Consider the following 25,359-nt stretch of genomic DNA (forward strand, 5'->3'; position numbering starts at 1 on the left):
CGGTGGTGCGGGAGAGTCAGGCGCGGCTCTGGAGGTAGGCGAGAACGGCCAGCACCCGGCGGTTGTCGTCGTCCGAGGGGGCGAGGCCGAGCTTGGCGAAGATGTTGGCGGTGTGCTTGGCGACGGCGCTCTCGCTCAGGTAGAGCCGCTGGGAGATGGCCGCGTTGGAGCGGCCCTCCGCCATGGCCTCCAGCACCTCCCGCTCGCGCGGCGTGAGCGCGGCCAGCGGCTCGCGCCTGGCGTTGCTGGCCAGCAGCTTGGCGATGACCTCCGGGTCCATCGCGGTGCCGCCCTCGGCGACCCGGCGTACGGCGTCGACGAACTGCTCGGCGTTGAAGACGCGGTCCTTCAGCAGGTAGCCGATGCCGCCGGAGCCGTCGGCCAGCAGCTCGCGCGCGTACAGCTGCTCGACGTGCTGCGACAGCACCAGGATCGGCAGGCCCGGCACCGACTTCCTGGCCGCCAGCGCGGCCTGAAGTCCCTCGTCGGTGAACGTGGGCGGCAGGCGCACGTCCACGATCGAGACGTCCGGCCGCAGCTCCAGCAGCCCCTTGAGCAGCTCAGGGCCGCTGTCCACCGCTCCCACGACGGTGAAGCCGTGCGCCTGGAGCAGGTGCACCAGGCCGTCCCTGAGCAGGTAGAGGTCTTCGGCGATGAGCACGTTCATGGGCACCAGGGTTTGGTCGGGGTGGCTTCGATCATCCAGCGCTCCCGGTTGTGCACGGCCGGGATGCGGATGGCCATGATGTGCATGGTCAGCCCGAGCGCGATCATCGCGGTGATCGTCGGCCACTGCCAGGGCTCCGGTAGGTGGAGGGCGAGGAACCAGGTCTTCTCGTCGAAGTCGATGAGCTTGAAGATGGCCGCCACAAAACCCTGCGGGAAGGTCGGGCACCAGGCGGTCGCCCACAGCAACCCGACGATGACCATCTTGTGGCGGGGCAGTTTGGGCAGGTCCGACGCCCAGTGCTGGGGCAGCACCTTGGGCAGGTGCATCGTGACCGTGGTGGGGCCGCCCGGCGGGCTGTTCAGCGCGAGCACCCCGTCGAAGGCGGCCAGGCGCCGCTCGATGCCGGCCAGGCCGCTGCCCTTGGTGGGGTCGGCGCCGCCCATGCCGTCGTCGGTGACCGTGATGCGCAGGTCGGCCTCCCTGGAGCTGATGTCCACGGCCGCCGTACGGGCCTCGCCGTGCCGGGCGGCGTTGGACAGCAGCTCGCTGACCGCGAAGTAGGCCGCGGCCTCCACCGGCGCGTCCGGGCGGTTCGGCAGGTCCACGTCCACGGAGACCTTCAGCGGGCTGTCCATGCCGAGGGCGCGTACGGCGTCGCCGAGCCCGCGCTCGGCCAGCACCGGCGGATGGATGCCGCGGATGACCCGGCGCAGCTCGGTCAGCGTCTCCGAGGACGCCTCGCGGGCCTTGGCCAGCAGCGCCTTGGCCGCCGACGGATCCTGGTCCACGAGCTGCTCGACCGCGCCGAGCGTCATGCCGATGGCGACCAGCCGCGCCTGCGTGCCGTCGTGCAGGTCACGCTCGATCCTGCGCATCTCGGCCGCCTGGGAGTCGGTGGCCAGGTTGCGGGTGCGCCTGAGGTGGGTGACCTGGTTGGCCAGGCGGCTGTTGGCGGTCGCGCCGAGCAGCAGGTCGCTCCACAGCGCGTACAGGCGCAGGCCCTGGGCCGGGAGCAGCAGGAACACCGGCGCCAGCGTCAGCTTCATCAGCGGGTCCAGCAGCAGCCAGCAGTCGTCGCGCCAGGTGGCCGGGTCGGTGATCAGCCACTTCCAGCGGTCGTTCCACGCGGGGATGCGCGGGGTCTTGTAGAGGGTGCGGTCGTGGCGGTAGAAGCCGTCCGCCTGCGGCACCGGGGGCGGCGGCTTCGGCAGGTAGGGGGCCTCGATGGCCAGGCCGGTCCAGCTCCGGATGAGCCGCCGGTTGAGCTCGGCCACCCGGCGCACCATGCGGACCTGCGGCGGGAACAGGAACACCATCCCCAACGCCACCGACAGCACCAGCATCACGAGGGACACGGCGATCAGCGGCACCTGGACGACGAGCAGCGCGAGCAGCGTCGCGACCCGGCCGTACCTCCTCAACATGCTCCCAGTGTGCCCAAGCCATGACCTCCGGGTCACTGCACCTAGGTACACCCTTGCCCGGCATCCAGCCGCATTCCCCAGCGGACGCGGCGTTCCTACCGTCGTAGCCATGAAAATCATCGAGGTCAGGAACCTGCGCAAGCAGTACCCCAAACACCTGGCGGTCGACGACGTGTCGTTCGAGGTCGCCGAGGGTGAGATCTTCGGCATCCTCGGGCCCAACGGCGCCGGCAAGACCACGACGGTCGAGTGCGTGGCGGGCCTGCGGGCGCCGGACGGCGGCACCGTACGGGTGGCCGGGCTCGACCCCCGCCGCGACCGCGCCCAGCTGCGCGAAGTGCTCGGCATGCAGCTCCAGAGCGCCAACCTGCCGGAGAAGATCAAGGTGTGGGAGGCGCTGGACCTCTACGCCTCCTTCTATCCCGACCCGGCCGACTGGAACGAGCTGCTGGAACGGGTGGGGCTCGGCCACAAGCGGCACACGACGTTCAAGAAGCTCTCCGGGGGGCAGCGGCAGCGGCTGTCCGTGGCGCTGGCGCTGGTCGGCCGGCCGCGCGTGGCCGTGCTCGACGAGCTGACCACCGGCCTCGACCCGCAGGCCCGCCGCGACGTCTGGGAGCTCGTCGAGCAGATCCGCGCGTCCGGGGTGACGATCGTGCTGGTCACGCACTTCATGGAGGAGGCCGAACGGCTCTGCGACCGGCTGGCGCTCATCGACGCCGGCAAGGTCGTCGCCACCGACACGCCCGCCGGGCTGATCGAGCAGGTCGGCGGGGAGCAACGGGTACGCTTCCGGCCCTCCGCGCCGGTCACGGACGACGTGCTGCTCGCCCTCCCCGGGGTGCGCGCCGTCGAGCGGCACGGCGACCAGGTCGCCGTCAGCGGCGCCGGCAACCTCGCCGCCACCGTCACCCTCGCCCTCGCCCGGCACGACATCGTGCCCGGGGACCTGCGCATCGAGCAGGCCACGCTGGACGACGCGTTCCTCGCGCTCACAGGAAGGAAGCTGTCATGAAGAAGATGCTCCTCGTGGAGACCAAGCTCTACCTGCGCGACTGGCCGTCGCTGGCCTTCTCCATCGCGCTGCCGGTCGTCCTCCTGGTCGTGCTGGGGCTCACCATCCCCGGCATGGGCGAGGCGACGGAGACCGGCGAACGGTTCGTCGACGCGCAGTGGCCGAGCCTCATGGTCCTGCTCTCGCTGCTCACGCTGGTGTGCAGCGTGCTTCCCGCAGTGCTCACGACGTACCGGGAGCAGGGTGTGCTGCGGCGGATGTCCACCACGCCGGTCAGCCCCGCGCGGATGCTGACCGTGCAGCTCGTCATCAACCTGGCCGTCGCGGTCGTGGCCACGGCCATCCTCGTCGTCGGGACCATGCTGGTCTTCGACGCCGCGCCTCCCGGGCAGTGGCCGGGCTTCGTGCTGGTGTTCCTGCTCGGCACGGCGGCGCTCATGGCGATGGGGCTGGTCATCGCCGCCCTCGCGCCCAACGGCAAGGCTGCGCCGGGGATCGGGTCGCTGGTGATGTTCCCGCTGATGTTCGTCGCGGGCATGTGGATCCCGCGCCAGGCCATGCCGGACGCCCTCCGTACCGTGAGCGACTACTCGGTGGCCGGGCCGTTCGCCCAGGCGCTCAAGGACACCTGGGCGGGCCACGCGCCGCAGCCGCTGCACCTGATCGTGATGGCCGCCGGGCTGGTGGTCTTCGGCGGGCTCGCCGTACGGCTGTTCCGGTGGGAGTGACTGCGGCGCGCCGCTTCCCGAGCAACCTCAACTAAGCTTCCGGTATGACCAAGGTCGCCTGGAACACCAAGGAGCTCACGGTCGGGCAACTGGCCGAGCGGAGCGGCGTCGCCGTCTCGGCCCTGCACTTCTACGAGGCCAAGGGCCTCATCACGAGCCGCCGCACGGCCGGCAACCAGCGCCGCTACAGCCGCGACAGCCTGCGCAGGGTCGCCTTCATCCGGCTGGCGCAGCGCATCGGCATCCCGCTCAAGACCATCAAGGACGCACTGGACGAGCTGCCCGGCGAGCGCACCCCCACCCGCGCCGACTGGGCCCGGCTCTCGGCCGCCTGGCGCGGCGAGCTGGACGACCGCATCCTGCAGCTCCAGCGGCTGCGCGACGACCTCACCGACTGCATCGGCTGCGGCTGCCTGTCGCTCGACCTGTGCCCCGTCGCCAACCCGCACGACCGGCTCGGCGACGAGGGGCCGGGAGCCCGGCGCATCGACACCCGGCTGTCCCCGCCGCCAGGAGCCTGCTGCAACACGGCCGGGGACCGGCCCTAGCCCGCCGTGCGCTGGGCGGGCGGGACGATGAGCGTGGGCCGCTGCGCGTGGTGCAGCACGTGGTTGGAGACGCTGCCCAGCAGCACCGAACGCACCCCGGCCAGACCCCGCGAGCCCGTGACGATGAGCGAGGCGTCGAGCTCGTCGGCCACGTCCACGATCGTCTTCCACACGGACTCGTTGTCGGCCACGGCCCGGTGGGTCACCTCGGCGAGGCCCGACGCGACGGCCAGCTCGGCGCCCTCCCTGGCGCTGGCCTCGGCCTGGGCCCGCGCCTCGTCCTCGGCCTCGGGCGTGAGCACGCCGGCGGCGAGGGGGTATTTACGCAACTGCACGAGCAGCGGCTCCCACACGGTCAGGACGACGACGGGCCCGGCGGCGAGGTGCTTGGCGGCGAACTCGATGGCGGCGCGCGCGTCGGCCGAGCCGTCGTAGGCGACGAGGATGGTCATGGCGGACTTCCCTTCATTACGGTCATCCGCTGCAGCACCGGGATGATCAGCTCCATTCCGCCGCCGCCTGTCTGCTTCATCACATGGAGGGTTCGTCGCCTTGTCGGGCTCCGGCCGCAGGGCGTCTGCGCTGGGCTAATTGCCGGGAAGGGAGCGAGCAGCAGTATCCCGCAACCCGTCGCGGTGCCGCGACAACAGTCGCCAGTCCGGGCCTCGCCCCGGCTGACAGAACAGGCCTGTCAGCCGGGGCGGCGGAGGGTGCGGCGCACGGCCAGGCCGCCGAGGGCCGCCGACGCGAGCGCCAGGATCCCCGCCTCGGTCCACTGGAAGCGCCAGAACCTGGACGGCGGATGGTAGTACACCGCGTACCGGTAGCCCTTGCCGAACAGGCACGCCTGCCACGCCTCAGCATTCTTGCTGCTCTGCCCCACGTCCACCCGCCGCGGGCAGCCGCTGTCGGCCGGCTCGGCGACCTCCCTCCCGGACGGCTCCACCCAGGCGGCGCTCACCAGCCGGGCGTCGGGATCGTCCAGCAGCACGGTGCCGGACAGCTCGGTACGTGCCGGCTCGGCGTAGTAGTCACTCAGCTGGAACAGCGTGAACATCGACACCGCCACACCGGCCACGACCAGCGCCATCGCGGGCAGTGTACGCCGGAACAGGGTGCCGGCCGCGGTGCCGAGCGCGAACGCGTACAGCCACCACGCCGCCGGCTCCACCCCGACCATGTTGAACACGCCGATGTTGCCGAACGTGGAGTCGACCCCCGTCCTGAACACCGGCCGCCACAGGCTCACCATGAGCGACAGCAGCAGCCCGCCCGCCACGACTGCCCCGCCCAGGAGCGACAGCTTGACTGCCAACCACCGCCACACGGGCACAGCCTGGGTCCAGGCCAGGCGGTGGGTGCCGCGCTCGTACTCGCGGCCGAGTAGTGGCGCGCCCCAGAACGCCCCGATCAGCGCCGGCGCCACCAGCGGCATCCAGCCGAAGACCGAGTAGACCGCGTCGTAGCGCTGCCCGAGCGCCACCGCCAGGTCTCCGCACGCCACGGCGGCCCCGGGACAGCCGGGCGGGGCGTGCTCGGCAACGTACCGGCTCGCTTCCATCGCCGAACCCAGCAGCAGCACCCCCAGCAGTACCAGGAAGGTCGCCGTCACGAGGATCTGCGCCCGGTGCTGGCGCCACGTCACCCAGATCACGCGCCCACCCCCGTCAGTCCCGGTAGCGCCGCCGACTCGGGGCTGCGCAGGTAGCCCATGACAAGCTCCTCCAGCCCGGGGCGGCGCGCCTGCCAGCGTGGATCGAGCGGTGGCGCGCCCCTGACCAGCATGCTGACCTGCCTGCCGGTACGGCTCCCGCCCACCATCTGCGTGCCGGCCGCCGATGCCTCGTCCGGCCCGGTGAGCACAAGATGCCCGTCGAGCAGTTCCTCGATGTCGCCGCTGACCTGCAGCCGACCCCCGTTCAGCACGACCAGCCAGTCGCAGGTCTCCTCCAGGTCGGAGACGACGTGCGAGGACAGCAGCACGGTCAGCTCCCGTCCGGCTACCTCCGCCATGATCGAGCGCATCACGTCGTGGCGGGCGAGCGGGTCGAGGTTGGCCAGCGGTTCGTCCAGTATGAGCAGGTCGGGCCGGCCGGCGAGTGCCAGCGTGACCGCGACCTGCGCCTGCTGCCCGCCGGACAGCCCGCTCACCTTCCGCTTCAGAGGGATGCCCAGCCCGGCGAGCCGGTCGGCAGCGGCGGCGTCGTCCCAGCGGGTGTTCATGCGGCGGCCGAAGGTGAGCATCTCGGCGACGGTGAAGCTCTCGTACAGCGGCTTGTCCTGTGCCACGAACGCCGCCTCGCCGGCCACGCGGACGCTGCCTCGCGCGGGCCGTAGCAGGCCGACGGCCGCGTGCATGAGTGTGGTCTTGCCCGCTCCGTTGGGCCCTACAAGCGCCGCCACGCGCCCGGTGGGCACGGACAGTGAGCAGTCGCGCAACGCCCACGTGCGGCGATAGCGGACTCCCAGCCCGGTCGCCTCCAGCGCGGGACTCATGCCACGCCCTCCTTCGCGGCGTCGGCCAGGACCACGGTGAACAGCACCCGCAGGTCCTCCTGATCGAGCCCGGCCGCGCGGGCGTCGTGCACCCAGGCTTCCAGGCTGCGCCGCAGCCGCGTGTGCTCGGCGAGCGTCGCCCCCGTGATGCCCTGCCGGACGAACGTCCCCATCCCCGGCCGCCCCTCGACCAGCCCTTCGCGCTCCAGCTCCCGGTACGCCTTGAGCACGGTGTTGGGGTTGATGGCCAGGCTCTCGACCACCTCGCGGGCGGTCGGCAACTGGTCGCCGGGCCGCAGCGTACCGAGCCGGAGCGCTTGTTTGACCTGGTGAACGAGCTGCAGGTACGTCGAGACCCCCGAGCCGCGGTCCAAGTTGAACTCGATCAAACAAAACACCCTTTCACTATTCGAATAGTGAAAGGGTGTTGGAATGGGGCGCTCGTTGTCAACCTGTGGTCGCCAGGCGACGCCATGTCCGGTAGGGCGACGGGTCTGGAGACGGCCGGGCTGACCAGCGCGCGGATGACACCGGCGCATGCGATCGCTCGCCCCCCATCACGAACGAGTTCCACGGGCTCGGAGACGAGGAATCCGCGAACCCGCGCGCTTCACTCCAATGCCCGTCAAAGCCCTCAGTGCTGGGCCATGTCCACGAACCGGCTGTAGTGACCCTGGAACGCCACCGTGACCGTCGCCGTGGGACCGTTACGGTGCTTGGCCACGATCAGGTCGGCCTCACCCGCCCGCGGCGACTCCCGCTCGTAGGCGTCCTCCCGGTGCAGCAGGATGACCATGTCCGCGTCCTGCTCGATGGAGTTGTGGACGCTGATCCCGTTGGCCACGAAGTTGTGGGTGCCGAGGACGGTGGCGTCGTACACCGGCTGCTCGCCGAGGCTCTCTACGGAGGCGACCTCGTCCCAGAACACGTCGTTCGTGGCCAGCAGCTCAAGGTCGGCGTCGTCGAGGATCGTGGAGATCCGGCGCAGGCGCTCCGGGCCCGGAGCGCCCTTCGTGGCGCCCCGCACCGCCAGCGAGTCGCCGACGAGGTCCCAGACCTGGCGCGGAACGGCGCCGGCGCCGGTGTCGCCCACGAGCCGCCGGAGGGCGGCGGCGCACCGCCCGGCCTGCGGCTCGAACCGCTCACCGGCGACGCCGATGTCGTCGAGGAACCGGAGCTGGTTGTCGGCTCCGGTGACCCACAGCCGATGGGCCTGCCTGACCTCTTCGATCCTCGTCATCACGTTGAACCTCAGCAGCAGCCGCGCGACGTCGTCGACCAGGCGGCGGCTCGTGGAGGTGCAGGAGAGCCGCGCCTCGCCCACCTCGTCGTCCCACCCGACCTGGCCGCCGCTCGCCCACAGCCCGCGCAGGAACAGCGCGATCTGCCGCTTGGGGAGGGAGAAGACCCCCTCGGGGACGGCTCCGCCCTCCCCGGCCAGGTGTGCGTGCAGGGTCACCTGGTCGTCCGGCCACTCCTGGAGGCCGCGGGGCGCGGAAACGTGCCGCGGTGCGGCCACGCGTGCTCCGGGGGCGAGCTCCCCCAGCGGGCGCCACCCGTCGAACGTCATGAAGGGGTGATTGGCCGTCGCCTCGATCTCCCTGCCGGAGCTGAGCCGCAGCAGGAAGACCTCCTTCGTGCCGCTGGGGAACACGTGCGTCATCGTCCGCGGGACGAGCCGCAGCTTCTCGTCCAGGGACCACACCGGGATGTCGCGCGCGCCGGACTCCAGCAGCTCGCCCAGCGACGTCTCCGCGCCGGTGTCCGCTCGCAGGACACGCGTGCCGGCGGTGAGGCAGCCCGACTCGCGGAGGTCGCTCACCTGCGGGCGCTTGTCGGTGCGCTGCTCGGGGCCACGGTTGAGCTGGGAGATCGCGATGACCGGCACCTCCAGCTCCTTGGCCAGCAGCTTGATGGCACGCGAGATCTCCGACACCTCGTTCTGGCGGCTCTCGGTCTTCTTCGGCGAGCTCATCAGCTGGAGGTAGTCGATGACCACGAACCTGAGGTCGTTGCGCTGCTTGAGCCGGCGGCACTTGGCCCGGATCTCCATCATCGACATGTTGGGCGAGTCGTCGATGAACAGCGGCGCCTCGGCCACCTCGCTCATCCGCCGGGCCAGCCGGGTCCAGTCCTCGTCGCTCATCATGCCGGAGCGCATGGCGTGCAGCGCGACCCGGGCCTCGGCGGACAGCAGTCGCATGGTGATCTCGTTGCGCGACATCTCCAGCGAGAAGATGACGGTGGTCATGCCATTCTTGATCGCCGCGGAACGGGCGAAATCCAGACCAAGGGTGCTGTTATGGGTGGGGATGCAGGTGCGGCCGGCAAGGTACATGTGATCGTCGTTGTCCACCTGGACACAGCGGACCGGCCTGCTCGCGATCGCACGCACGTCCACGATGTAGCGGAGCCTGGTGCTGGGACGAGCTTCGCCGGTCTGCCGGATGGCCTTGCGGGGCAGGCGGAAGAGCTTGTCGGACGCAGTGAAGTTGATCATGTAGACCGTGGAGGAGTCCGCGCTCCTCCCTCTGACCTGCTTGGTCCGCATGGTCGCCTTGTAGCCGAGGCTGAGGATCAGTTCGTGGACGTCGGCGGCCAGCCGCCGGTTGGTGACGGCGAACTGGATCTGGCCTCCGGTGTTGACGTGACCGTCCGAGTCGAGCAGCCCGGCCAGCAGGGCTCGCCGCTGCCCCTCCGAACCGCGGAGGTAGGCGGCGGGAATGTGCTTGTCGTGAAGCACGCCCAGAGTACGGAGAATGCCCTGCACGGTTCCGTGTGAGCGATGGCACGCCTGGCAGCGCCGCAATCCGCTTGTCGGGGCGCCGCAGTCGGGGCACGTGGGGACGGGCACCGGCGCCGAGACGAAGCGTGCCCGTCCGCCGCAGCTCCTTCCGCACGTACGGACTTGTGAAGTCCGTGGGACGAACTCCTGGCCGCACACCACACACGTGCGGCCGGCCGGCGAGTCCGGTGCCGGCAGCGTGAGCTGGTAGGAGATGGAGGAACCCACGCGCGTGACGCACAGGCCCTCGGCTTCGAGATTGGTGATGACCTCCGGATCGGCCGTGCTGATGCGGGCGCCCGCGCTGTGACCGTCGCCCAGCCAGATGCCGAGCGCGTACGGCGCCAGCGGCAGTGCACGCTCGTCGAGGTCGAACGGCGCGGTCACCGCCACCGCGTGGTTCGGCCGACCGTCGGAGGTGCGCAGGGTTGCGGCGATCTCCTCAGTGGTGACCGTCTGGCGAGGAACCGCCGTGATGGTGGCGTTCTTGGGCGTGGTGACCCTGGCGTGCAGGGCGGCGAAGAGATCTATCGCCCGGTAGGCGGGAGTGCGCCACTCGTAGCTGCGCATCGCGCCACCGACGGAGGCGACCACCTTGTCCGCCATGCCCACCTGCTTCTGCACGACGTGCAGGACATGGCGGAACTCCTCCCCCACGAGCTGAAGCGCCTCCTGGTGCGTGACCAGCCTCTCCCGGTCGCCGAGCGCGGCCTCGTAGGCGATCCTGACCTTCTCGACGGCCTCCCGGGCCCAGTGGTAGGAAGGGCCGCTCCGGCGCTGCTTGCGTTGGGCACGGGTGATGGTGCGCCACTGATGCTGGGCGTCCGCGACGATCACGGTGCCGTCACTGAACTCCACCTCGTAGCAGGGGCGGCCGTGCATCACCTCAGTGGCCGCCACGATCCTGGTGGGCCTGCCGTCCGCGCCGATCAGCCGGTCACCCACCTTGACGTCGCCCATGGTCGTCCATCCGTCGGGCGTGGGCAGCGGCGTGTCGAGCGCCAGCGCCTTCCCGATCGCGGGTCGGGCGGCGACCACGATCATCTGGCCGGGGTGGAGGCCGTTGGTGAGCTGGTCGAGGTCCTGGAAGCCGGTGGGCACGCCGACCATCTGGCCGCCGCGGCTGCCGATGGCCTCCAGCTCGTCGAGGGCGCCCGGCATGATGTCGGCCAGGGGGGCGTAGTCCTCGGAGGTGCGGCGCTCGGTGACCTTGTAGATCTCGGCCTGGGCGCGGTCGACGAGGTCGTCGACCTCTTCGTTCTGGCCGCCGTAGCCGTAGGAGACGATGCGGGTGCCGGCCTCGATGAGGCGGCGGAGGATCGCCTGCTCGCGGACGATCTTGGCGTAGTAGCCGGCGTTGGCGGCCGTGGGGACGACGGCCGTGAGCGTGTGGAGGTAGGCGGCGCCGCCCACGCGGGCCATCTCGCCGCGCTTCTGCAGCTCGTCGAAGACGGTGACGGCGTCGGCGGGCTCGCCTCGGCCGTAGAGGTCGGTGATGACCTCGTAGACCATCTGGTGAGCGGGGCGGTAGAAGTCGTCGGCGCGGATGATCTCGACCACGTCGGCGATGGCGTCCTTGGACAGCAGCATGCCGCCGAGGACCGACTGCTCCGCCTCGATGTTGTGCGGCGGCGTGCGCTCGAAACCGGGCCCCGCCGGGATCTCTTCGTCAATGCTCACCGCGCCCCCTCGAACAACCTTGCAGGCGGTCGCACCACCCCCACTTGTAGTCGACCGGTCTGACAGTTTCCCGGACCTGGGGCCCGGACGCCAACGTGGCCTGTGGACAACCCTGTGGTCAAGCTGTGTACGACTGCCCCCAACATGTGAAATGCCTGTGGATGACGCCTGGGGATAACTTCTGAGGATTTCCGTCAGCAAGCCTTCTACCTGCGGAAACGTTGTCCACCGGCTGTGGAGGAAAGAAAGTTGGCGCCGCATGTCGTGTAATGGGCATAATGGATGAATGCCCATTACGTCCAGAGACAGGGAGATTCTCCGGCTGGCGATCCCGGCGTTCGGCGCGCTGGTGGCCGAGCCGCTCTTCCTGCTCGCCGACTACGCCATCGTGGGCCACGGCCTCGGCACCACGGCGGTGGGCGCGCTGGGCGTGGCGGGAGCCGTGCTCGGGACGCTCATGAACCTGTGCGTCTTCCTCGCCTACGGCACCACGGCCTCCGTCGCCCGACAGACCGGGGCGGGCCGGCGCGACCGGGCGATGCGCAGCGGCGTGGACGGCGTCTGGCTGGCCCTCGCCATCGGCGTGGCGCTGATCGCGGTCGTCTGGCCGCTGGCCCCGGCCCTGGTGAGCCTGTTCGGCGCGGACCCGGGCCAGTCCGCGGAGGCGGTGACGTACCTGCGGATCAGCCTGTTCGGCGCGCCCGGGATGCTGGTCGTGCTGGCCGGCACCGGCGTGCTGCGCGGGCTCCAGGACACGTTCACGCCCCTGGCCGTGGCCGTCGGCTCGTTCGCGCTCAACGCGGCGCTGAACGCCTGGTTCGTGCTGGGGCTCGACTGGGGCATCGCCGGGTCGGCGTGGGGCACAGTGCTGGCCCAGACGCTCGGCGGGGCCGTCTACCTGGTCGTGGTGGCGAGGGGCGCGCGGCGGCTCGGCACCTCGCTCGTCCCGAGCCTGGGGGGCATCAGGCAGGCGGGCACGGCGGGGCTCGCCCTCCTCGTACGCACCGTGTGCCTGCGCGTCGTGCTGGTCGCGGCCACGATGATCGCCACCAGGATGGGCCAGGCCGAGCTGGCCGCGTACGCCATCGCCACCCAGGTGTGGACGCTGCTCGCCTTCGCCCTGGACGCCATCGCCATCGCGGGCCAGGCCATCACCGGCCGCTCGCTCGGCGCCGGGGACGTGGCCGCCACCAGGGCGGCCACCAGGCGCATGGTCCAGTGGGGCCTCTGGTCGGGCGCGGTGCTCGGCCTGCTGGTGCTGCTCGCGCGCCCGCTGGTGCCCGGGCTGTTCGACGCCGACCCACAGGTGACGGAGCTGCTGCTGGCGCTGCTGTGGCCGGTGGCGCTGTTCCAGCCGGTGTGCGGGATCGTGTTCGTGCTGGACGGGGTGCTCATCGGGGCGGGCGACCAGCGCTATCTGGCGTGGGCGGGGGTGTGGACGACGCTGGCGTACCTGCCGGCCGCCTTCCTCGCCTCCGGGCTCGGCGTGGTCGCCCTGTGGTGCGCGCTCGGGGTGTGGATGATCGCCCGGCTCGTCACCCTCACCAGGCGGGCGGCGGGCACCGCCTGGCTGGTGACCGGGGCGTAATCGTCCCGTGCTTGCTGTTGTCCAAGTGGTGAGACAGAGTCGGAGCGTTCCCTGAGCGGGGTGTTCCTTGACCAGTATCTTGCGACGACTGCCGCCCTCCGCGGCCACCGGCTTACGCACCGGCGCCCGGCACAGTCTGGCAGAGGTCTACCGACCGGCCGACCTCGTCGTGCTCGGCCTCGGCGTGATGATCGGCGCCGGCATCTTCTCCGTCGCCGGGCGGCAGGCCGCGACCGCGGCCGGGCCTGGCGTGATCCTCTCCTTCATGATCGCGGGCATCGCGTGCCTGCTCGCCTGCCTGTGCTACGCCGAGCTGTCGTCCACCATCCCGGCCTCGGGCAGCGCCTACACCTTCACCTACGTCATCTTCGGCGAGGTCTGGGCCTGGGTCATCGGCTGGGCGCTGATCCTGGAGCTGCAGCTCGCCGCCGCCGTCGTGGCCCGCGCGTGGGGCGAGATCGCGGTCGGCGCGCTGGCGAACGCCGGCGTCCGCCTCCCCTCCCCCGGCCGGGTCGCCGACCTGCTCGTACTGGCGATCCTGGTGCTGCTCACCGGCGTGGTCGCGCTCAGCGCCCGGGTCGGGCTGCGCGCGCTGTGGGTCATGGTGGCGGCCAAGCTGCTCGCGATCGGCGCGGTCATCGTCGTGGGCCTGCCGCACCTGGACGCCCGCAACTTCGGCGACTTCTACGTCCCGCCGAAGACCCTCGCCACCGCTCCCGCGACCGTGCTGGAGATCGTGGTGGGCGAGAGCCACGCGTTCGGCTGGTTCGGGATCTTCTCGGCGGCCTCGGCCATCGCCTTCGCCTACATCGGCTTCGACGTGGTCGCGACGGCGGCCGAGGAGACCGTGAACGCGCCGCGGGCGGTCCCGAGGGGCATGATCCGCAGCCTGGTCGTGGCCACCGTCGTGTACGTGGCGGTGGCGCTGGTCATGGTGGGCATGGTGTCGTACACGAAGATCTCCGTGGACGCGCCGCTGGCCAGCGCGTTCCGCGCGGCCGGCGAGGGCTGGATGGCGCACGTCATCGACGTGGGCGCGCTGCTCGGGCTGACCACCGTGATCCTGGTGCTGATGGTGGGGCAGACAAGGGTGCTGTTCTCGATGGCCCGCGACGGGCTCATCCCGCGCGGCCTCGCCGCGGTCAGCCGCCGCTACCACACACCCTCGCGGGTGACGCTGGTGATCGGGGGCGTCGCGATCGTGCTGGCGGAGTTCGTGCCGGTGCTCACGCTGCAGGAGCTCGTCGTGCTGGGGACGCTGTTCGCCTTCGGGTTCGTGGCGGCCGGGGTGATCGTGATGCGGCGGCGGATGCCGCACCTGGAACGCGGGTTCCGGGTGCCGCTGTCGCCGGTGGTGCCCGCGCTGTCGCTCGTGGCCACGTTCTGGCTCATGGTGAACCTGCGGCTGCTCACCTGGCTGTGGTTCGCGCTGTGGATGCTGTTCGGGCTGGGGGTCTATCTCGCCTACGGGCGTCGCCACAGCGTGCTCGCCCGCCCGGCCGCGCCGGTGCCCGCCCGCAGCGGGGGGCGGCACCGGCGCTAGAAGCGGCCCGAGTGCACCACGCTGCGCAGGAACTCCTTGGTCCTCGGGTGCTCCGGCGCGTCGAAGAGCTGCTCGGGCGGCCCCTTCTCGACCAGTACGCCGCCGTCGAGGAAGCACACCGTGTCGGAGATGTCGCGACAGAAGCTCATTTCGTGCGTGGTGAGGACCATCGTCATGCCGGAGTCCTTCAGCTCCCTGATGATCGCCAGCACCTCCACCACGAGCTGCGGGTCGAGCGCCGAGGTGACCTCGTCGAGCAGCATCAGCCGGGGCTGCGTGGCGAGCGCGCGGATGATCGCCACCCGCTGCTGCTGCCCGCCGGAGAGCTGGTCGGGGAAGGCCCGCGCCTTGCCCTCCAGCCCGAACCGCACCAGCAGCTCGTGCGCCTGCTCCTCCGCCTGCGCCTTGGCCACGCGGTGCACCTGGCGGGGGGCGAGCGTGATGTTGTCCAGCACGGTCATGTGCGGGAACAGGTTGAACGACTGGAAGACGATGCCGATGCGCTTGCGCACATCGTCCACGTCGATGCGCGGGTCGGTGATGTCCTCGCCGTCGAGCAGGATCACGCCGTCGTCCACCGTCTCCAGGAGGTTGACGCAGCGCAGCAGGGTCGACTTCCCCGAGCCCGACGCGCCGATGAGGCTCACCACCTCGTGCGCGTCCACCTCCAGGTCGATGCCCCGCAGGACGCTCTGCCCGTGGAAGTGCTTCCACACCCCGTCGATGCTCAGCAGGCTCATGCGCCGCGCCTCCTCCTGGTCCGTGCGGCCAGGTGGTCGGTGAACCGGGCCAGCGGAATGGTCAGCAGCAGGAACAGCAGCGCCGACGCCAGGTAGGGCGAGTACTTGAACGAGTGAGCGACGTGGATCTGTGCCATCCTGAGCGCCTCCAGCGGCCCGATGACGGCGACCAGCGCGGTGTCCTTCTGCAGCGAGACGAAGTCGTTGAGCAGCGGCGGCACCACCCGGCGGGTGGCCTGCGGCAGCACCACGAAGCGCATGGTCTTGGCGTGGCTCAGCCCGAGCGAGCGCGCCGCGGCCACCTGGCTCGGATGGATCGACTCGATGCCGGAGCGGAAGACCTCGGCGACGTACGCGCCGTACGACAACGTCAGCGCGATGATCCCCAGCGTCGCCAGGTCCGTGGGGATGCCCTGCAACCGCAGCGCGGGCAGCCCGAACCCGACCAGCAGGATCAACAGAATCGTCGGCACGCCGCGGAAGATGTCGGTGTAGAGCGTGGCGAGCGCCCTGATCGGGAAGAACGCCGGCGTCCTGATCCCCCTCGCCAGCGCCACGAGCAGGCCGACGGCGAGGACCAGCACCTCGGTGATCAGGAACATCTTGATGTTGAGCACGAACCCGCTCAGCACGTCGGGCAGCGCGTGGACGAACTCCTCGCCGTCCAAGAACGTCGCCGCCACCCGGGGCCAGCCGGGCGAGCTCGTGACCCCCCACACCACGAGGACGAGGAACACCACCGTCGAGACCGTCGCGATCGAGGCCGAGCGGCGCCCGTGGGACCGGCGGAGCCGTTCCCGCTCGTGCTGCCGCTCGCTCTTGACCCAGTCGCCCGGGCCCTCTACGGGGCTGATCCGGTCGCTCATGAGAGCTCGGGCGCGCCCACCGCCGAGCCCAGCCACTCCTGCTCGATCTTGGCCAGCTCGCCCTTGGACTTCAGCGCGTCAACGGCCTTGTCCACGCACGGCTTGAGCGCGCTGCCCTTCTCCATGACCAGGCCGAACTCCTCCGGCGTGCCGCCGGTCGAGCTGAACTGGCCGACGATCTGCGAGCCCTCGACCTGCGCCGCGGTCACGTAGAAGGCCGTCGGCAGGTCCACGACGAGCGCGTCCACCTGCTTGTTCTTCAGCGCGTTGATGGCGTCGACCTGCTCGTTGTAGACGTTGGGGTCGGCGGACGGCTTGATCACGCTCTTGACCGCGTCGAAGGAGGTCGTGCCCACCTGCACGCCGATCTTGGCGTCCTGCAGCTCGGCGAGGGTCTTGGCGGTGGCGTACTTGCCGCCCTTGAGCGCCACCACCGCCTGCTTAACGGCGTAGTAGCCGTTGCTGAAGTCGACGACCTCGGCCCGCTCGGGGGTGATCGACACCTGGTTGATGTCGAAGTCGAAGGTCTTCTTGCCCGGCGCGAACGCCGAGTCGAACTTGACCGTCGCCCACTCGATCTCGCTGCGGTCGAAGCCCAGCTCGCCGGCGACGGCGAAGGCCACCGCGCTCTCGAAGCCCTGGCCGTTGCTCGGGTCGTCGTCCTTGAACCACGGCTCGTAGGCGGGCTTGTCGGTGCCGATCGTCAGCTTGCCCGCGTTGACCAGGGTGAGCTGCTCCTTCGTGCACGCCGTGGAGGCGCTGGGCGCGGCCGGGGCCGAGGAGGCGGTGGGCGCCTGCTCGTCAACGGGAGCGCAACCGACGAGCGCCACGGCCAGCGCGAGCAGCATGAGGGGACGGGCCATGGCCAAGCCTCCAGGGGGAACGTACCGGGGAACGAGTGGAATTGTACGGGAGCAGGAAAAAGCCCCTCACCACAGGGTGAGGGGCTTCGTCGGGGCCGACCTCAGTCGGCGACGACCTCGACGTCCAGCGAAGCCGACACCTCGGGGTGCAGCTTCACGGTGATGCGGTGCGAGCCGACGCTCTTGATCGGGTTGACGATCTCGATGCGGCGGCGGTCGAGCACGGGCCCGCCGGCGGCCTTGACGGCGTCGGCGATGTCGCCCGTGGTGACCGAGCCGAACAGGCGGCCGGAGTCACCTGCGCGGGTGGCCAGGCGCACCTTCAGCGCGCCGAGCTGGCCCGCGACCTCCTTGGCGGTGCCGAGGTCACGGATCTCGCGGGCGTCGCGAGCCTTGCGGATGGTATCGATCTGCTTCTCGGCGCCGCGCGTCCAGCGCATGGCGTAGCCGCGGGGAATGAGGTAGTTACGGCCGTAGCCGTCCTTGACCTCGACGACGTCGCCAGGGGCACCGAGGCCGGAGACCTCGTTGGTGAGGATGAGCTTCATGTCGACAGAACCTCCTTAGCGCGCGGTGCTCGTGTAGGGCAGCAGAGCCACCTCACGGGCGTTCTTGATCGCGGTCGCGACATCGCGCTGGTGCTGGGTGCAGTTGCCCGTCACCCGGCGCGCACGGATCTTGCCACGGTCGGAGATGAACTTCCGCAGCAGGGCCGTGTCCTTGTAGTCGACATAGGAGATCTTGTCGTGGCAGAACAGGCAAACCTTCTTCTTGGGCTTGCGCAGTGCCGGCTTGGCCATCGTGGTGCTCCTCTCAGAGCCCCGCCTTTCGGGCGGGAATGGTCTCGGACTGATGGACAGGGATTAGAAGGGAGGCTCGTCGCTGAAGTCGTTGCCGCCGCCGAAGCCGCCGCCGCTCTGCTGGCCGCCGCCACCGCCGTAGCCGCCACCGCCACCGCCGAAGCCGCCGCCTCCCTGAGGCGGGGCCGGGGTCGCGGAGGCCCACGGGTCGTCGGCCGGGCCGCCGCCGAAGCCGCCGCCACCGCCCTGACGGGAGGTGCGGTTGACCTTGGCGGTGGCGTTGCGCAGAGACGGGCCGACCTCGTCGACCTCGACCTCGTAGACCGTGCGCTTCTCGCCTTCCTTGGTCTCGTAGGACCGCTGCTTGAGCCGCCCCTGCACGATGACCCGCATGCCGCGCTGCAGGCTCTCGGCGGCGTTCTCCGCCGCCTGCCGCCACACGTTGCAGGTCAGGAAGAGGCTTTCGCCGTCCTTCCACTCGTTGGTCTGGCGGTCCATGAACCGCGGAGTGGACGCGACGCGGAAACGAGCCACCGCTTGCCCCGTCGGGGTGAAGCGCAGCTCGGGGTCGTCGACGAGGTTGCCGACGATGGTGATTACGGTGTCGCCTGCTGCCATGGCTTGCGCTCGCCTTCCTGCACGCCTCTTCTTGGGTTACGGCTCAGACTACGGCTGCCTCCCGACAAAAAGTCGGCAGTCAGTGCACGTCGGGGCGGAGCACCTTCGTGCGCAGGATGCCCTCGTTGAGGTTCATCTGCCGGTCGAGCTCCTTGACCGTCGCGGGCTCCGCGGACAGGTCGATGACGGCGTAGATGCCTTCCGACTTCTTGTTGATGTCGTAGGCGAGCCGGCGGCGGCCCCAGACGTCGACCTTCTCCACGGTGCCGCCGTCATTGCGGACCACGGTGAGGAACTGGTCAAGGGACGGCGCGACGGTGCGCTCGTCGAGTGAAGGGTCCAGGATGACCATTACTTCGTAACGACGCATGCGGACTCCGACCTCCTCTGGACTTTTGCGGTCACGACGCTCTGCCGTGACAGGAGGATGCTGACGCATGAACCGGGGACGCCCATTTCGGCGCCGCCGGGGCGATGGATCACCCATCACAACGCAGCGTGTCCCAGGTTACCAGCCACTGGTACATGGGAAGGCATCTAGCAGACAAGGGGGTGGTGGCAGTGCCACATGTGCTTCAGCCCTCCCAAGGGGAGCGGTTCAGGCTCACGCTCAACAGTGACGGGGTCTCGCACCCCACCGAGAACATCCTGTCGGTGGCCACGCTGGTGCTGGGTCTCGTGGCCTTCATCTCTACCTTCTGGCCGGCCGCGCACGTCGTCTCGTCCTGGGCGGGCACGCTCGGCTTCGCCGTCGGCATGTTCTCCCAGTACGTCTCGGTGACCACGCCGCAGCGCTCGGTCAACATCGTCGGGCTGGTCGGCTCGTTCGTGGGTGCCGCGCTCGGCATCGCCCACGGCGGGTTCCTCCCCTAGTGATCACTCCGCAAGGCGACGGCCCCGGTTCGACCGGGGCCGTTGTGCTGTGTCGCTCGTGTTGTGTCGCTCGTGCTATGTCGCTCAACCGATGTGCAGGTCGATCCCCAGCAGCACCAGGAACCAGAGGAACACCGCCAGCAACGCCTCGGCGACGTCCCTGAGCAGACCGGGTGTGATGTAGTCGTAGACCCAGGCCACGTAGATGCCGACGATCACGTAGACCAAGACGATCAGCGCACGTAAGCGCCACCTCGACATGTCGATTCTCCTCGGGTAGGGGGCCCTTGGCGACTGCCCTCTGGTGCGTGCACCAAACGGATAAGCTCGGTGACATGGTGCGCATCGGAGCTCATGTCGATCAGGACGACCCGGCCGCCCGCGCGGGGGAGATCGGCGCGGAGGTGGTCCAGTTCTTCCTCGGCGACCCCCAGGGCTACGCCAAGCCGGTGCTGCCCGCCAAGCCGGTCGAAGGCGTGGACGTCTACATCCACGCCCCCTATCTGATCAACGTGGCGACCACCAACAACCGCATCAGGATCCCCAGCCGCAAGCTGCTGGAGCAGCATCTCAAGGCGGCCGCCGGGCTGGGCGCGAAGGGCCTGGTGGTGCACGGCGGGCACGTCAACAAGAGCGACGACCCGCAGACCGGCTTCGACAACTGGCGCAAGGTGTTCGAGCGCATGGAGAGCCCGATCCCCGTGCTGATCGAGAACACCGCGGGCGGCGGCAACGCCATGGCCCGCACGCTGGAGCGCATCGGCCGGCTCTGGGACGCCCTCGACGGCTTCGACGTCGGCTTCTGCCTCGACACCTGCCACGCGCACGCGGGCGGCGAGGAGCTGGTCGGCCTGGTCGAGCGGGTCAAGGCCATCACCGGCCGGATCGACCTCGTCCACTGCAACGACTCGCGCGACGAGTTCGGCTCCGGCGCCGACCGGCACGCCAACCTCGGTCAGGGCAGGATCGACCCCGAGCTGATCCTGGCGGTCTGCCGCGAGGCCGGCGCGCCCGTCGTGGTGGAGACGCCGGGCGACGGTCAGGCGGACGACATCGCGTTCCTGCGGAAGAACCTGTGACCTTTACACACAGGCTGTGGATAACTTCCCTGGATTACCGAGACGGAAAAACGGGTAAGGGTTTCACCCTGCCCACGCGCCGCTGAGGAAACGCAGCGTGTTCAGCAGCATGAGCGGCCCGCACACCATCACGTACACCGCGATCACCCATCGCCGTCTGGTCGCCACCTTCGCCACGAGCACCCACAGCGGGAACCACAGCAGCAGCGAACGCGGGATCGACAGGTAGTACGCCGACGTCATCAGCGCCCCTGCCTGCGCCCCCGTGTAGACCAGCTCGCTCCACCGGCGCAGCGCGAGCAGCCACGCGAGCGCCGCCACCGCCACCACGGCTCCGGCGATCTCCATGCGGAAGGCCACCGCGAACTCGTCGCCGCCCATGGCCGAGCCCCACGTCGTCCGCCACGCCTCCCAAGGCCAGACGAACTCCCGGCCCCACCCGGCCTCCTGGGCGTGCTTCCACGCCAGCCAGTCGCCCGAGCGGGAGTAGTGGTAGAACGAGTACGCCACCAGCGGCAGGAAGGGCACCGCCAGCCACCCCGCCCGGCGCGGCGACTCCCGCCGCGCCACGAACTCCACGACCAGCGCCACCGCCAGGAACAACCCGGTGATCCGCACGCCGGACGCCCCCGCCGCGAGCAGCGCCGCCGCCGCCCAGCGGCCCTGCCGGGCGGCCAGCCACGCCGGGATCGCGAAGGCCAGGAACAACGCCTCGCTGTAGCCCGCCGACAGGAACACCGCCAGCGGGAAGGTCAGCAGCGCCGCCACCGCCATCCACCCGTCGGCGCCCTCGAACTCGGCCAGCCGGGCCAGCGCCACCATCGCGACCGCGCCCGCCACCAGCGAGATCAGCAGCCCGGCCGTCTCCCAGTCGGGCACCACGAGGTGCACCACCCGCAGCGCGGCCGGCAGGCCGGGGAAGAACGCGGGCAGCCCGGCGTCAGGGGGACGGCCCGGCTCGCCGTCGTAGCCGTACTGGGCGATGGTGATGAACAGCCCGGCGTCCCACTTGCGCCACCGGTCGGCGTAGCCGGCGAACGTCGCGCCGAGCAACGTCGCCACCAGCAGCCCGGCCCGCGAGCCGAACCAGAGCAGCAGCGCGTCCCGTGCGGCGGCGCGAGTGATCATCGCAGGACGGTGGCCAGCGTGAACCGGTCGGGCGCGCCGGCGAAGACCCCGCCCGACTGGTCGTCGAGGTCCGCCTGCCGGACCACGTCCTTGTCAGGGCGCAGGATGTCGCGCACCACGAACGCCATCATGATCGCGATCGTGATGATCCGCCCCCAGACCGCCGTGAAGTAGGTGTCATCGCCGATGCCCAGATCGTCCCGGTCGAGCGGCGACTGCGAGAGCAGATAGAGCCAGATCGCGGCGAAATACCACAGCTCGGCGAGCTGCCACAGCGCCAGCGGCTTCCAGTTGGGCCGGGCCAGCACCGCGAACGGCACCAGCCACAGCACGAACTGCGGCGACCACACCTTGTTCGTCATCATGAACGCGGCCAGCGCCAGGAAGCAGAGCTGCGCCAGCCGCGGCCGGCGCGGCGCGGCCACCGCCAGCACCGCGATGCCCGCGCACATGAGCGCCAGCGACACCATGCCGAGCGTGCTCACGTCCTTCTCGCCGAGGATGTGCCAGCCCTTGGTCTGGAAGAACAGCCACGGCGAGCCCCAGTCGACCCCGCGCTCGGCGGAGAAGACGTAGAACCGGCGCCAGCCCTCCCACGCCAGGAGCATGAAGGGCAGGTTGACGACGAGCCACGCGCCCGCCGCCGAGCCCATGGTGACCAGGAACGGCCGCCACTTCGCGGTGCGCAGGGTGAGCAGGAACAGCGCCCCGGCGAACATCAGCGGGTAGAACTTCGTGGCGATCGCCAGCCCCAGCAGCACCCCGGCGAGCACCTGCCGCTGCCTGGCCCAAGCCAGCAGCATGCCCATCGACAGCGCGCCCGCGACGAGGTCCCAGTTGATGTACGCGGCCAGCACCACGGCCGGCGAGATCGCGTACCAGAGCGCGTCCCAGCGGCGGGTGGGCCCGGCCACCGCGGCCATCAGCAGCACGCCGATCACCAGGCAGACGCCGAGCAGGATCACGGTCAGGTCGTAGAACTTGACCGCCTGCCCGACCACGTCGTCCTCCACCCACCGGACGACCCAGCTGATCACCTGCATGACCTCGCCCAGCACCACCGGGTATTCGACCTGCTTGTCGAAGGGCACGTCGGCGAAGTAGGGGTTCTGGGTGGACAGACCGCGGTCGAAGAACAGCGGGTAGATGTCGGTGTAGCAGAAGTTCGTGTACGTCGTGACCTGGTCGTTCCAGCCGCCGGTGCGGCAGGGCAGGCGCACGACGTACGCGAGGCTCGCCCCCAGGGCCGCGATCAGCCCCAGAGGCAGGAAGGGGATGGCACGCGCCGCCAGCGGGACGCGTGCCGCGAGGCTGTTCACCAGTCCTCTCGTCCCGAGGGACGCGGCCCGGGCGCGAACGCGCCGCCGAACCCGCCGAACCCGTCGTTGTCGCCCTGGTCGACGCCGCCGTCGTCGTTGATGCCGAAGTTGTCCTCATCGCCGGGGCCCTGCTCGTTACAGGGCTGGACCAGGCAGTCCTGGTTGCCGTTGCCGTTGTCCTCGTTGCCGCCGAAGGGGTCGTCGACGTCGGACGGGTCGTGGGTCTTCGTCGCCGTCGGCGTGGGCGTCGGGCTCGGCACGATGTTCTCCGGCAGGCCCACGTCGGACTTCTGCGGGAACTGCTCGATCGGCTTGCCCTCGTGCGCGGCCAGCATGAACTTCTGCCAGGCGATGGTGGGCGGGCCGGCGCCCTCGAAGCCGAGCGAGACCTCGCGCGGCGTGGTGTAGGGGTTGTCGGGGCCGTACTTCTTGCTCGGCTTGCCCTTGGGCGTGATCGGGCAGTTGGAGTGGAGCGGCGGGACGGTCTTGCCGCTCTTCGTCACGCACTGCTCGCGGTAGAACCCGACCGCGGTGGAGATCTGCGGGGTGTAGCCGACGAACCAGGCGCCGTTCTCGTCGTTGTTGGTGCCGGTCTTGCCGGCGGCCGGGCGGTTGCCGAGGCCCTTGCCCCGCGCGGTGCCGCTGCGCAGCACCTCCTGCATGGCCACGGTGGCGTCGGCGGCCACGCCGGCGTCGATGACGTTCTTCGACACCCGCTGCTCGCCGTAGACCAGCTTGTTGCCCTGCTTGACCTCCTTGATCACATGCCAGCGGGTGTACTTGCCGCCGTTGGCGAAGATGGAGTAGCCGGCGGCCTGGTCGACCGGGGTGACCGGGGCGCTGCCGATGGCGAACTGGTAGTGGTGCTCCTCGATGTCGGCCTTCATGTCCTTGGGGTTGAACCCGGCCGCCTCGACGAGGTTGCGCACCTCGTCGAGCTGACCGGGCAGCTTGTACGCCATGGACACGAACGCGGTGTTGACCGAATCCGCGGTGGCCTTGACGACGTCTACCGCGACGCCGACGTTGTGGCTGTTCTTGATGCCGCCGGGCTGCTGGCCGGGCAGGACCTTCGGCACCGTCTCGTTGCCGGGCACGTAGCTCTTGAGCGAGTAGCCGGCCTGGAGCCAGGCGGCCAGCACGTACGGCTTGAACGCGGAGGCGGCCTGCTTCTTGGAGTCGAAGGGCTCGTTCCAGGGGTCGGAGACGTAGTCGGTGCCGCCGTAGAAGGCGATCACCCTGCCGTTCCTCGGGTCCACCGCGGCGAGACCGGCGTGGTACTCCTTGCTCATCGACGACATCGTGCTGGTCACCGCCTCCTTGGCGGCCAGCATGAGCTTGCGGTCGAAGGTGGTGACGATGCGGAAGCCGCCGCTGCGGACCTCGTCCTCACTGAGCCCACGGGACGCCAGCTCCCTCAGCACCACCTCGACCATGTAGCCCTTGAGACCGCCCATCTCGTTGTTGGTGTTCTGCTTGACCACCTTGGGGAACTTCGCGGTCTGCGGGAGGGTGCCGTACTTGTCCGGCCACTGCCTCGCCATGTACTGGACGACGGTCTGGAAGCGGTTCTTCAGGCCGTCCGCCTCGGGCGTCCAGGCCGGCTGCTGGATGCGGGCGGCGAGGTAGGCGGCCTGCGAGGGGGTCAGCTTCGCGGCGGAGGTGTTGAAGTACGCCTTCGCGGCGGCCTCCGCGCCGTAGGCCCGGCCGAAGGGGACCGTGTTGAGGTAGCGCTGGAGGATCTCGTCCTTGGGCAGCGTCTGGTTGAGCTTGACCGCGATGAAGATCTCGTTGACCTTGCGCTTGACCGACACCTCGCGGCTCAGGCCGTCGTAGTAGTTGCGGGCCATCTGCTGGGTGATGGTCGAGGCGCCCTGGACCTGCTGGCCGGTCGCGGTCATGTAGACGGACCGGAAGATGCCGGAGATCGAGATGCCCGAGTCGTCGTAGAACTCGGGGTTCTCGATGGCGATCACCGCGTCGCGCAGGACCGGGGACATCTGGGACAGCTTGACGATCTCACGCTTCGTGCCCAGGCTGGCGATCTCCCTCTTGCCGTCGGCGTAGTAGATCGTGCTCTGCTGGGCGATCGCGTCGGCCTGGGTGCCGGTGGGCACATCGGTGTTGGCGTAGGCGACCATGATCATGCCGAACAGGCCGGCCGCGATGACGACGAAGCCGGCGACGACGAGCTTCCAGCTCGGCAGGAACCGGCGCCAGCCGCCGCGGCCGCCGTCGTCCTTCTCGCCGGGCGGGCCGGGAGGGCCGGGAGGCTCGGGCGGGCCGCCCTGGGCGCGCCTGCGCGAGCGGCGCGGGCCCTCGGCCATCATCGTGTCCTGGTTGCTGACCGCGCGGGTGTCGGCACGATCCTGCCGGGCGCGGCGCCCGGGACGCGGCGGCGGCTGGTCGCCGTGGCCGGGGGCACCCGGGGGGACGCCCTCGCGCCGCGGCGGCATGGGCTCGCGCCGGGGCGGCTGCGGCTCGTAAGGCTGCGCGCCGTAAGCCTGCGAGGGCTGCCCGTCGTACTGCTGGGCGGCCATCGCGCCCGTCTGCTCGTACGCGGCTTCAGGACGACGCGGCGGCTGCGGCTGGTTCC

Annotated in this window: 25 protein-coding genes; 7 read left to right on the forward strand and 18 right to left on the reverse strand. The window is 70.2% G+C overall.

What is annotated here, in order from left to right:
- Positions 1-16: 16 nt before the first annotated feature.
- Both BMW85_RS30485 and BMW85_RS30490 read right to left on the reverse strand, forming a co-directional pair.
- Entirely contained in the window at positions 17-667 is a 651-nt protein-coding gene (locus BMW85_RS30485; protein ID WP_091088245.1) for a LuxR C-terminal-related transcriptional regulator, read from the reverse strand.
- Entirely contained in the window at positions 664-2,094 is a 1,431-nt protein-coding gene (locus BMW85_RS30490) for a sensor histidine kinase (protein ID WP_091088248.1), read from the reverse strand. Before BMW85_RS30490 ends, BMW85_RS30485 begins: the two co-directional genes overlap by 4 nt.
- 109 nt (positions 2,095-2,203) lie before the next feature.
- On the opposite strand from BMW85_RS30490, the gene BMW85_RS30495 reads away from it, so the two are divergent.
- Genes BMW85_RS30495 through soxR form a run of 3 tightly spaced genes read left to right on the forward strand, consistent with a single transcriptional unit; the run spans position 2,204 to position 4,385 of the window.
- Entirely contained in the window at positions 2,204-3,109 is a 906-nt protein-coding gene (locus BMW85_RS30495; protein ID WP_091088251.1) for an ABC transporter ATP-binding protein, read from the forward strand.
- The gene (locus BMW85_RS30500) at positions 3,106-3,837 is read left to right on the forward strand and encodes an ABC transporter permease (protein ID WP_091088253.1); all 732 of its coding nucleotides are present in this window, start codon (positions 3,106-3,108) and stop codon (positions 3,835-3,837) included. Before BMW85_RS30495 ends, BMW85_RS30500 begins: the two co-directional genes overlap by 4 nt.
- 44 nt (positions 3,838-3,881) lie before the next feature.
- Positions 3,882-4,385, forward strand: a complete 504-nt coding sequence (gene soxR / locus BMW85_RS30505) for a redox-sensitive transcriptional activator SoxR (protein ID WP_091088256.1) — start codon at positions 3,882-3,884, stop codon at positions 4,383-4,385.
- Here soxR and BMW85_RS30510 read toward each other — a convergent pair.
- The 5 genes from BMW85_RS30510 to dnaB all read right to left on the reverse strand — a co-directional run bounded on the left by BMW85_RS30510 (position 4,382) and on the right by dnaB (position 11,346).
- On the reverse strand, positions 4,382-4,837 hold the full coding sequence (locus BMW85_RS30510) for a universal stress protein (RefSeq protein ID WP_091088259.1): 456 nt from the start codon (positions 4,835-4,837) through the stop codon (positions 4,382-4,384). The genes soxR and BMW85_RS30510 overlap by 4 nt on opposite strands.
- Positions 4,838-5,076: 239 nt before the next feature.
- Positions 5,077-6,039, reverse strand: a complete 963-nt coding sequence (locus BMW85_RS30515) for an ABC transporter permease (RefSeq protein ID WP_091088261.1) — start codon at positions 6,037-6,039, stop codon at positions 5,077-5,079.
- Positions 6,036-6,881 carry an ABC transporter ATP-binding protein gene (locus BMW85_RS30520; RefSeq protein ID WP_091088264.1) on the reverse strand — a complete coding sequence of 282 codons (846 nt, stop codon included), beginning with the start codon at positions 6,879-6,881 and terminating at the stop codon, positions 6,036-6,038. The genes BMW85_RS30515 and BMW85_RS30520 overlap by 4 nt, the downstream gene beginning before the upstream one ends.
- Complete coding sequence (locus tag BMW85_RS30525) at positions 6,878-7,270, reverse strand: GntR family transcriptional regulator (RefSeq protein ID WP_091088266.1); 393 nt, start codon at positions 7,268-7,270, stop codon at positions 6,878-6,880. Before BMW85_RS30525 ends, BMW85_RS30520 begins: the two co-directional genes overlap by 4 nt.
- 245 nt (positions 7,271-7,515) lie before the next feature.
- The gene (gene dnaB, locus BMW85_RS30530) at positions 7,516-11,346 is read right to left on the reverse strand and encodes a replicative DNA helicase (RefSeq protein WP_091088269.1); all 3,831 of its coding nucleotides are present in this window, start codon (positions 11,344-11,346) and stop codon (positions 7,516-7,518) included.
- Positions 11,347-11,632: 286 nt separating this feature from the next.
- On the opposite strand from dnaB, the gene BMW85_RS30535 reads away from it, so the two are divergent.
- Both BMW85_RS30535 and BMW85_RS30540 read left to right on the forward strand, forming a co-directional pair.
- On the forward strand, positions 11,633-12,934 hold the full coding sequence (locus BMW85_RS30535; protein WP_091088271.1) for an MATE family efflux transporter: 1,302 nt from the start codon (positions 11,633-11,635) through the stop codon (positions 12,932-12,934).
- A 67-nt stretch (positions 12,935-13,001) separates the two neighbouring features.
- Positions 13,002-14,477, forward strand: coding sequence for an APC family permease (locus tag BMW85_RS30540; protein WP_245775160.1), 1,476 nt, complete (start codon positions 13,002-13,004; stop codon positions 14,475-14,477).
- Here BMW85_RS30540 and BMW85_RS30545 read toward each other — a convergent pair.
- The 7 genes from BMW85_RS30545 to rpsF all read right to left on the reverse strand — a co-directional run bounded on the left by BMW85_RS30545 (position 14,474) and on the right by rpsF (position 18,734).
- Positions 14,474-15,217, reverse strand: coding sequence for an amino acid ABC transporter ATP-binding protein (locus BMW85_RS30545; RefSeq protein ID WP_091088275.1), 744 nt, complete (start codon positions 15,215-15,217; stop codon positions 14,474-14,476). The genes BMW85_RS30540 and BMW85_RS30545 overlap by 4 nt on opposite strands.
- Complete coding sequence (locus BMW85_RS30550) at positions 15,214-16,083, reverse strand: amino acid ABC transporter permease (protein WP_091088278.1); 870 nt, start codon at positions 16,081-16,083, stop codon at positions 15,214-15,216. Before BMW85_RS30550 ends, BMW85_RS30545 begins: the two co-directional genes overlap by 4 nt.
- Complete coding sequence (locus BMW85_RS30555; protein ID WP_091088280.1) at positions 16,080-16,946, reverse strand: ABC transporter substrate-binding protein; 867 nt, start codon at positions 16,944-16,946, stop codon at positions 16,080-16,082. The genes BMW85_RS30550 and BMW85_RS30555 overlap by 4 nt, the downstream gene beginning before the upstream one ends.
- A gap of 101 nt (positions 16,947-17,047) precedes the next feature.
- Entirely contained in the window at positions 17,048-17,494 is a 447-nt protein-coding gene (gene rplI, locus BMW85_RS30560; protein ID WP_091088283.1) for a 50S ribosomal protein L9, read from the reverse strand.
- A gap of 15 nt (positions 17,495-17,509) precedes the next feature.
- Positions 17,510-17,746: a 30S ribosomal protein S18 gene (rpsR, locus tag BMW85_RS30565; RefSeq protein WP_020543048.1), complete on the reverse strand. Its 237-nt coding sequence runs from the start codon at positions 17,744-17,746 to the stop codon at positions 17,510-17,512.
- 63 nt (positions 17,747-17,809) lie between these two features.
- The gene (locus BMW85_RS30570) at positions 17,810-18,364 is read right to left on the reverse strand and encodes a single-stranded DNA-binding protein (protein WP_091088284.1); all 555 of its coding nucleotides are present in this window, start codon (positions 18,362-18,364) and stop codon (positions 17,810-17,812) included.
- A 79-nt stretch (positions 18,365-18,443) separates the two neighbouring features.
- The gene (gene rpsF / locus BMW85_RS30575; RefSeq protein WP_055504125.1) at positions 18,444-18,734 is read right to left on the reverse strand and encodes a 30S ribosomal protein S6; all 291 of its coding nucleotides are present in this window, start codon (positions 18,732-18,734) and stop codon (positions 18,444-18,446) included.
- A gap of 191 nt (positions 18,735-18,925) precedes the next feature.
- On the opposite strand from rpsF, the gene BMW85_RS30580 reads away from it, so the two are divergent.
- Positions 18,926-19,237 (forward strand): hypothetical protein, encoded by a 312-nt coding sequence (locus tag BMW85_RS30580; protein WP_245775161.1) that lies wholly within the window; start codon positions 18,926-18,928, stop codon positions 19,235-19,237.
- Positions 19,238-19,321: 84 nt separating this feature from the next.
- Here the strand turns inward: BMW85_RS30580 and BMW85_RS49820 are convergent, their stop codons facing one another.
- Positions 19,322-19,498 (reverse strand): hypothetical protein, encoded by a 177-nt coding sequence (locus tag BMW85_RS49820; RefSeq protein ID WP_177240955.1) that lies wholly within the window; start codon positions 19,496-19,498, stop codon positions 19,322-19,324.
- 74 nt (positions 19,499-19,572) lie between these two features.
- Here BMW85_RS49820 and BMW85_RS30585 point away from each other — a divergent pair, with 74 nt between their 5' ends.
- Positions 19,573-20,316, forward strand: coding sequence for a deoxyribonuclease IV (locus tag BMW85_RS30585; RefSeq protein ID WP_177240956.1), 744 nt, complete (start codon positions 19,573-19,575; stop codon positions 20,314-20,316).
- Between the two features lie 63 nt (positions 20,317-20,379).
- Here the strand turns inward: BMW85_RS30585 and BMW85_RS30590 are convergent, their stop codons facing one another.
- The 3 genes from BMW85_RS30590 to BMW85_RS30600 are packed head-to-tail and all read right to left on the reverse strand — an operon-like array spanning position 20,380 to position 25,303.
- A complete protein-coding gene (locus tag BMW85_RS30590; protein ID WP_091088289.1) occupies positions 20,380-21,444 on the reverse strand; it encodes a mannosyltransferase family protein in 1,065 nt (354 codons plus the stop codon).
- Positions 21,441-22,763: a glycosyltransferase family 87 protein gene (locus BMW85_RS30595; RefSeq protein WP_091088292.1), complete on the reverse strand. Its 1,323-nt coding sequence runs from the start codon at positions 22,761-22,763 to the stop codon at positions 21,441-21,443. The genes BMW85_RS30590 and BMW85_RS30595 overlap by 4 nt, the downstream gene beginning before the upstream one ends.
- A complete protein-coding gene (locus BMW85_RS30600) occupies positions 22,760-25,303 on the reverse strand; it encodes a transglycosylase domain-containing protein (RefSeq protein ID WP_177240957.1) in 2,544 nt (847 codons plus the stop codon). The genes BMW85_RS30595 and BMW85_RS30600 overlap by 4 nt, the downstream gene beginning before the upstream one ends.
- Between the last annotated feature and the right edge of the window lie 56 nt (positions 25,304-25,359).

The organism is Nonomuraea wenchangensis, assembly GCF_900111685.1.
In the GTDB taxonomy this organism is placed as follows: domain Bacteria; phylum Actinomycetota; class Actinomycetes; order Streptosporangiales; family Streptosporangiaceae; genus Nonomuraea; species Nonomuraea wenchangensis.

What these genes read in the sequence shown, in the direction of transcription:
- BMW85_RS30490 (WP_091088248.1), bottom strand. Translation starts at nt 2,094, where the DNA reads ATGTTGAGGAGGTACGGCCGGGTCGCGACGCTGCTCGCGCTGCTCGTC.
- BMW85_RS30545 (WP_091088275.1), bottom strand. Translation starts at nt 15,217, where the DNA reads ATGAGCCTGCTGAGCATCGACGGGGTGTGGAAGCACTTCCACGGGCAG.
- BMW85_RS49820 (WP_177240955.1), bottom strand. Translation starts at nt 19,498, where the DNA reads ATGTCGAGGTGGCGCTTACGTGCGCTGATCGTCTTGGTCTACGTGATC.
- BMW85_RS30495 (WP_091088251.1), top strand. Translation starts at nt 2,204, where the DNA reads ATGAAAATCATCGAGGTCAGGAACCTGCGCAAGCAGTACCCCAAACAC.
- BMW85_RS30555 (WP_091088280.1), bottom strand. Translation starts at nt 16,946, where the DNA reads ATGGCCCGTCCCCTCATGCTGCTCGCGCTGGCCGTGGCGCTCGTCGGT.
- BMW85_RS30570 (WP_091088284.1), bottom strand. Translation starts at nt 18,364, where the DNA reads ATGGCAGCAGGCGACACCGTAATCACCATCGTCGGCAACCTCGTCGAC.
- BMW85_RS30485 (WP_091088245.1), bottom strand. Translation starts at nt 667, where the DNA reads ATGAACGTGCTCATCGCCGAAGACCTCTACCTGCTCAGGGACGGCCTG.
- BMW85_RS30535 (WP_091088271.1), top strand. Translation starts at nt 11,633, where the DNA reads ATGCCCATTACGTCCAGAGACAGGGAGATTCTCCGGCTGGCGATCCCG.
- soxR (WP_091088256.1), top strand. Translation starts at nt 3,882, where the DNA reads ATGACCAAGGTCGCCTGGAACACCAAGGAGCTCACGGTCGGGCAACTG.
- BMW85_RS30500 (WP_091088253.1), top strand. Translation starts at nt 3,106, where the DNA reads ATGAAGAAGATGCTCCTCGTGGAGACCAAGCTCTACCTGCGCGACTGG.
- rplI (WP_091088283.1), bottom strand. Translation starts at nt 17,494, where the DNA reads ATGAAGCTCATCCTCACCAACGAGGTCTCCGGCCTCGGTGCCCCTGGC.
- BMW85_RS30520 (WP_091088264.1), bottom strand. Translation starts at nt 6,881, where the DNA reads ATGAGTCCCGCGCTGGAGGCGACCGGGCTGGGAGTCCGCTATCGCCGC.
- BMW85_RS30590 (WP_091088289.1), bottom strand. Translation starts at nt 21,444, where the DNA reads ATGATCACTCGCGCCGCCGCACGGGACGCGCTGCTGCTCTGGTTCGGC.
- BMW85_RS30550 (WP_091088278.1), bottom strand. Translation starts at nt 16,083, where the DNA reads ATGAGCGACCGGATCAGCCCCGTAGAGGGCCCGGGCGACTGGGTCAAG.
- rpsR (WP_020543048.1), bottom strand. Translation starts at nt 17,746, where the DNA reads ATGGCCAAGCCGGCACTGCGCAAGCCCAAGAAGAAGGTTTGCCTGTTC.
- BMW85_RS30510 (WP_091088259.1), bottom strand. Translation starts at nt 4,837, where the DNA reads ATGACCATCCTCGTCGCCTACGACGGCTCGGCCGACGCGCGCGCCGCC.
- BMW85_RS30585 (WP_177240956.1), top strand. Translation starts at nt 19,573, where the DNA reads ATGGTGCGCATCGGAGCTCATGTCGATCAGGACGACCCGGCCGCCCGC.
- BMW85_RS30600 (WP_177240957.1), bottom strand. Translation starts at nt 25,303, where the DNA reads ATGGCCGCCCAGCAGTACGACGGGCAGCCCTCGCAGGCTTACGGCGCG.
- rpsF (WP_055504125.1), bottom strand. Translation starts at nt 18,734, where the DNA reads ATGCGTCGTTACGAAGTAATGGTCATCCTGGACCCTTCACTCGACGAG.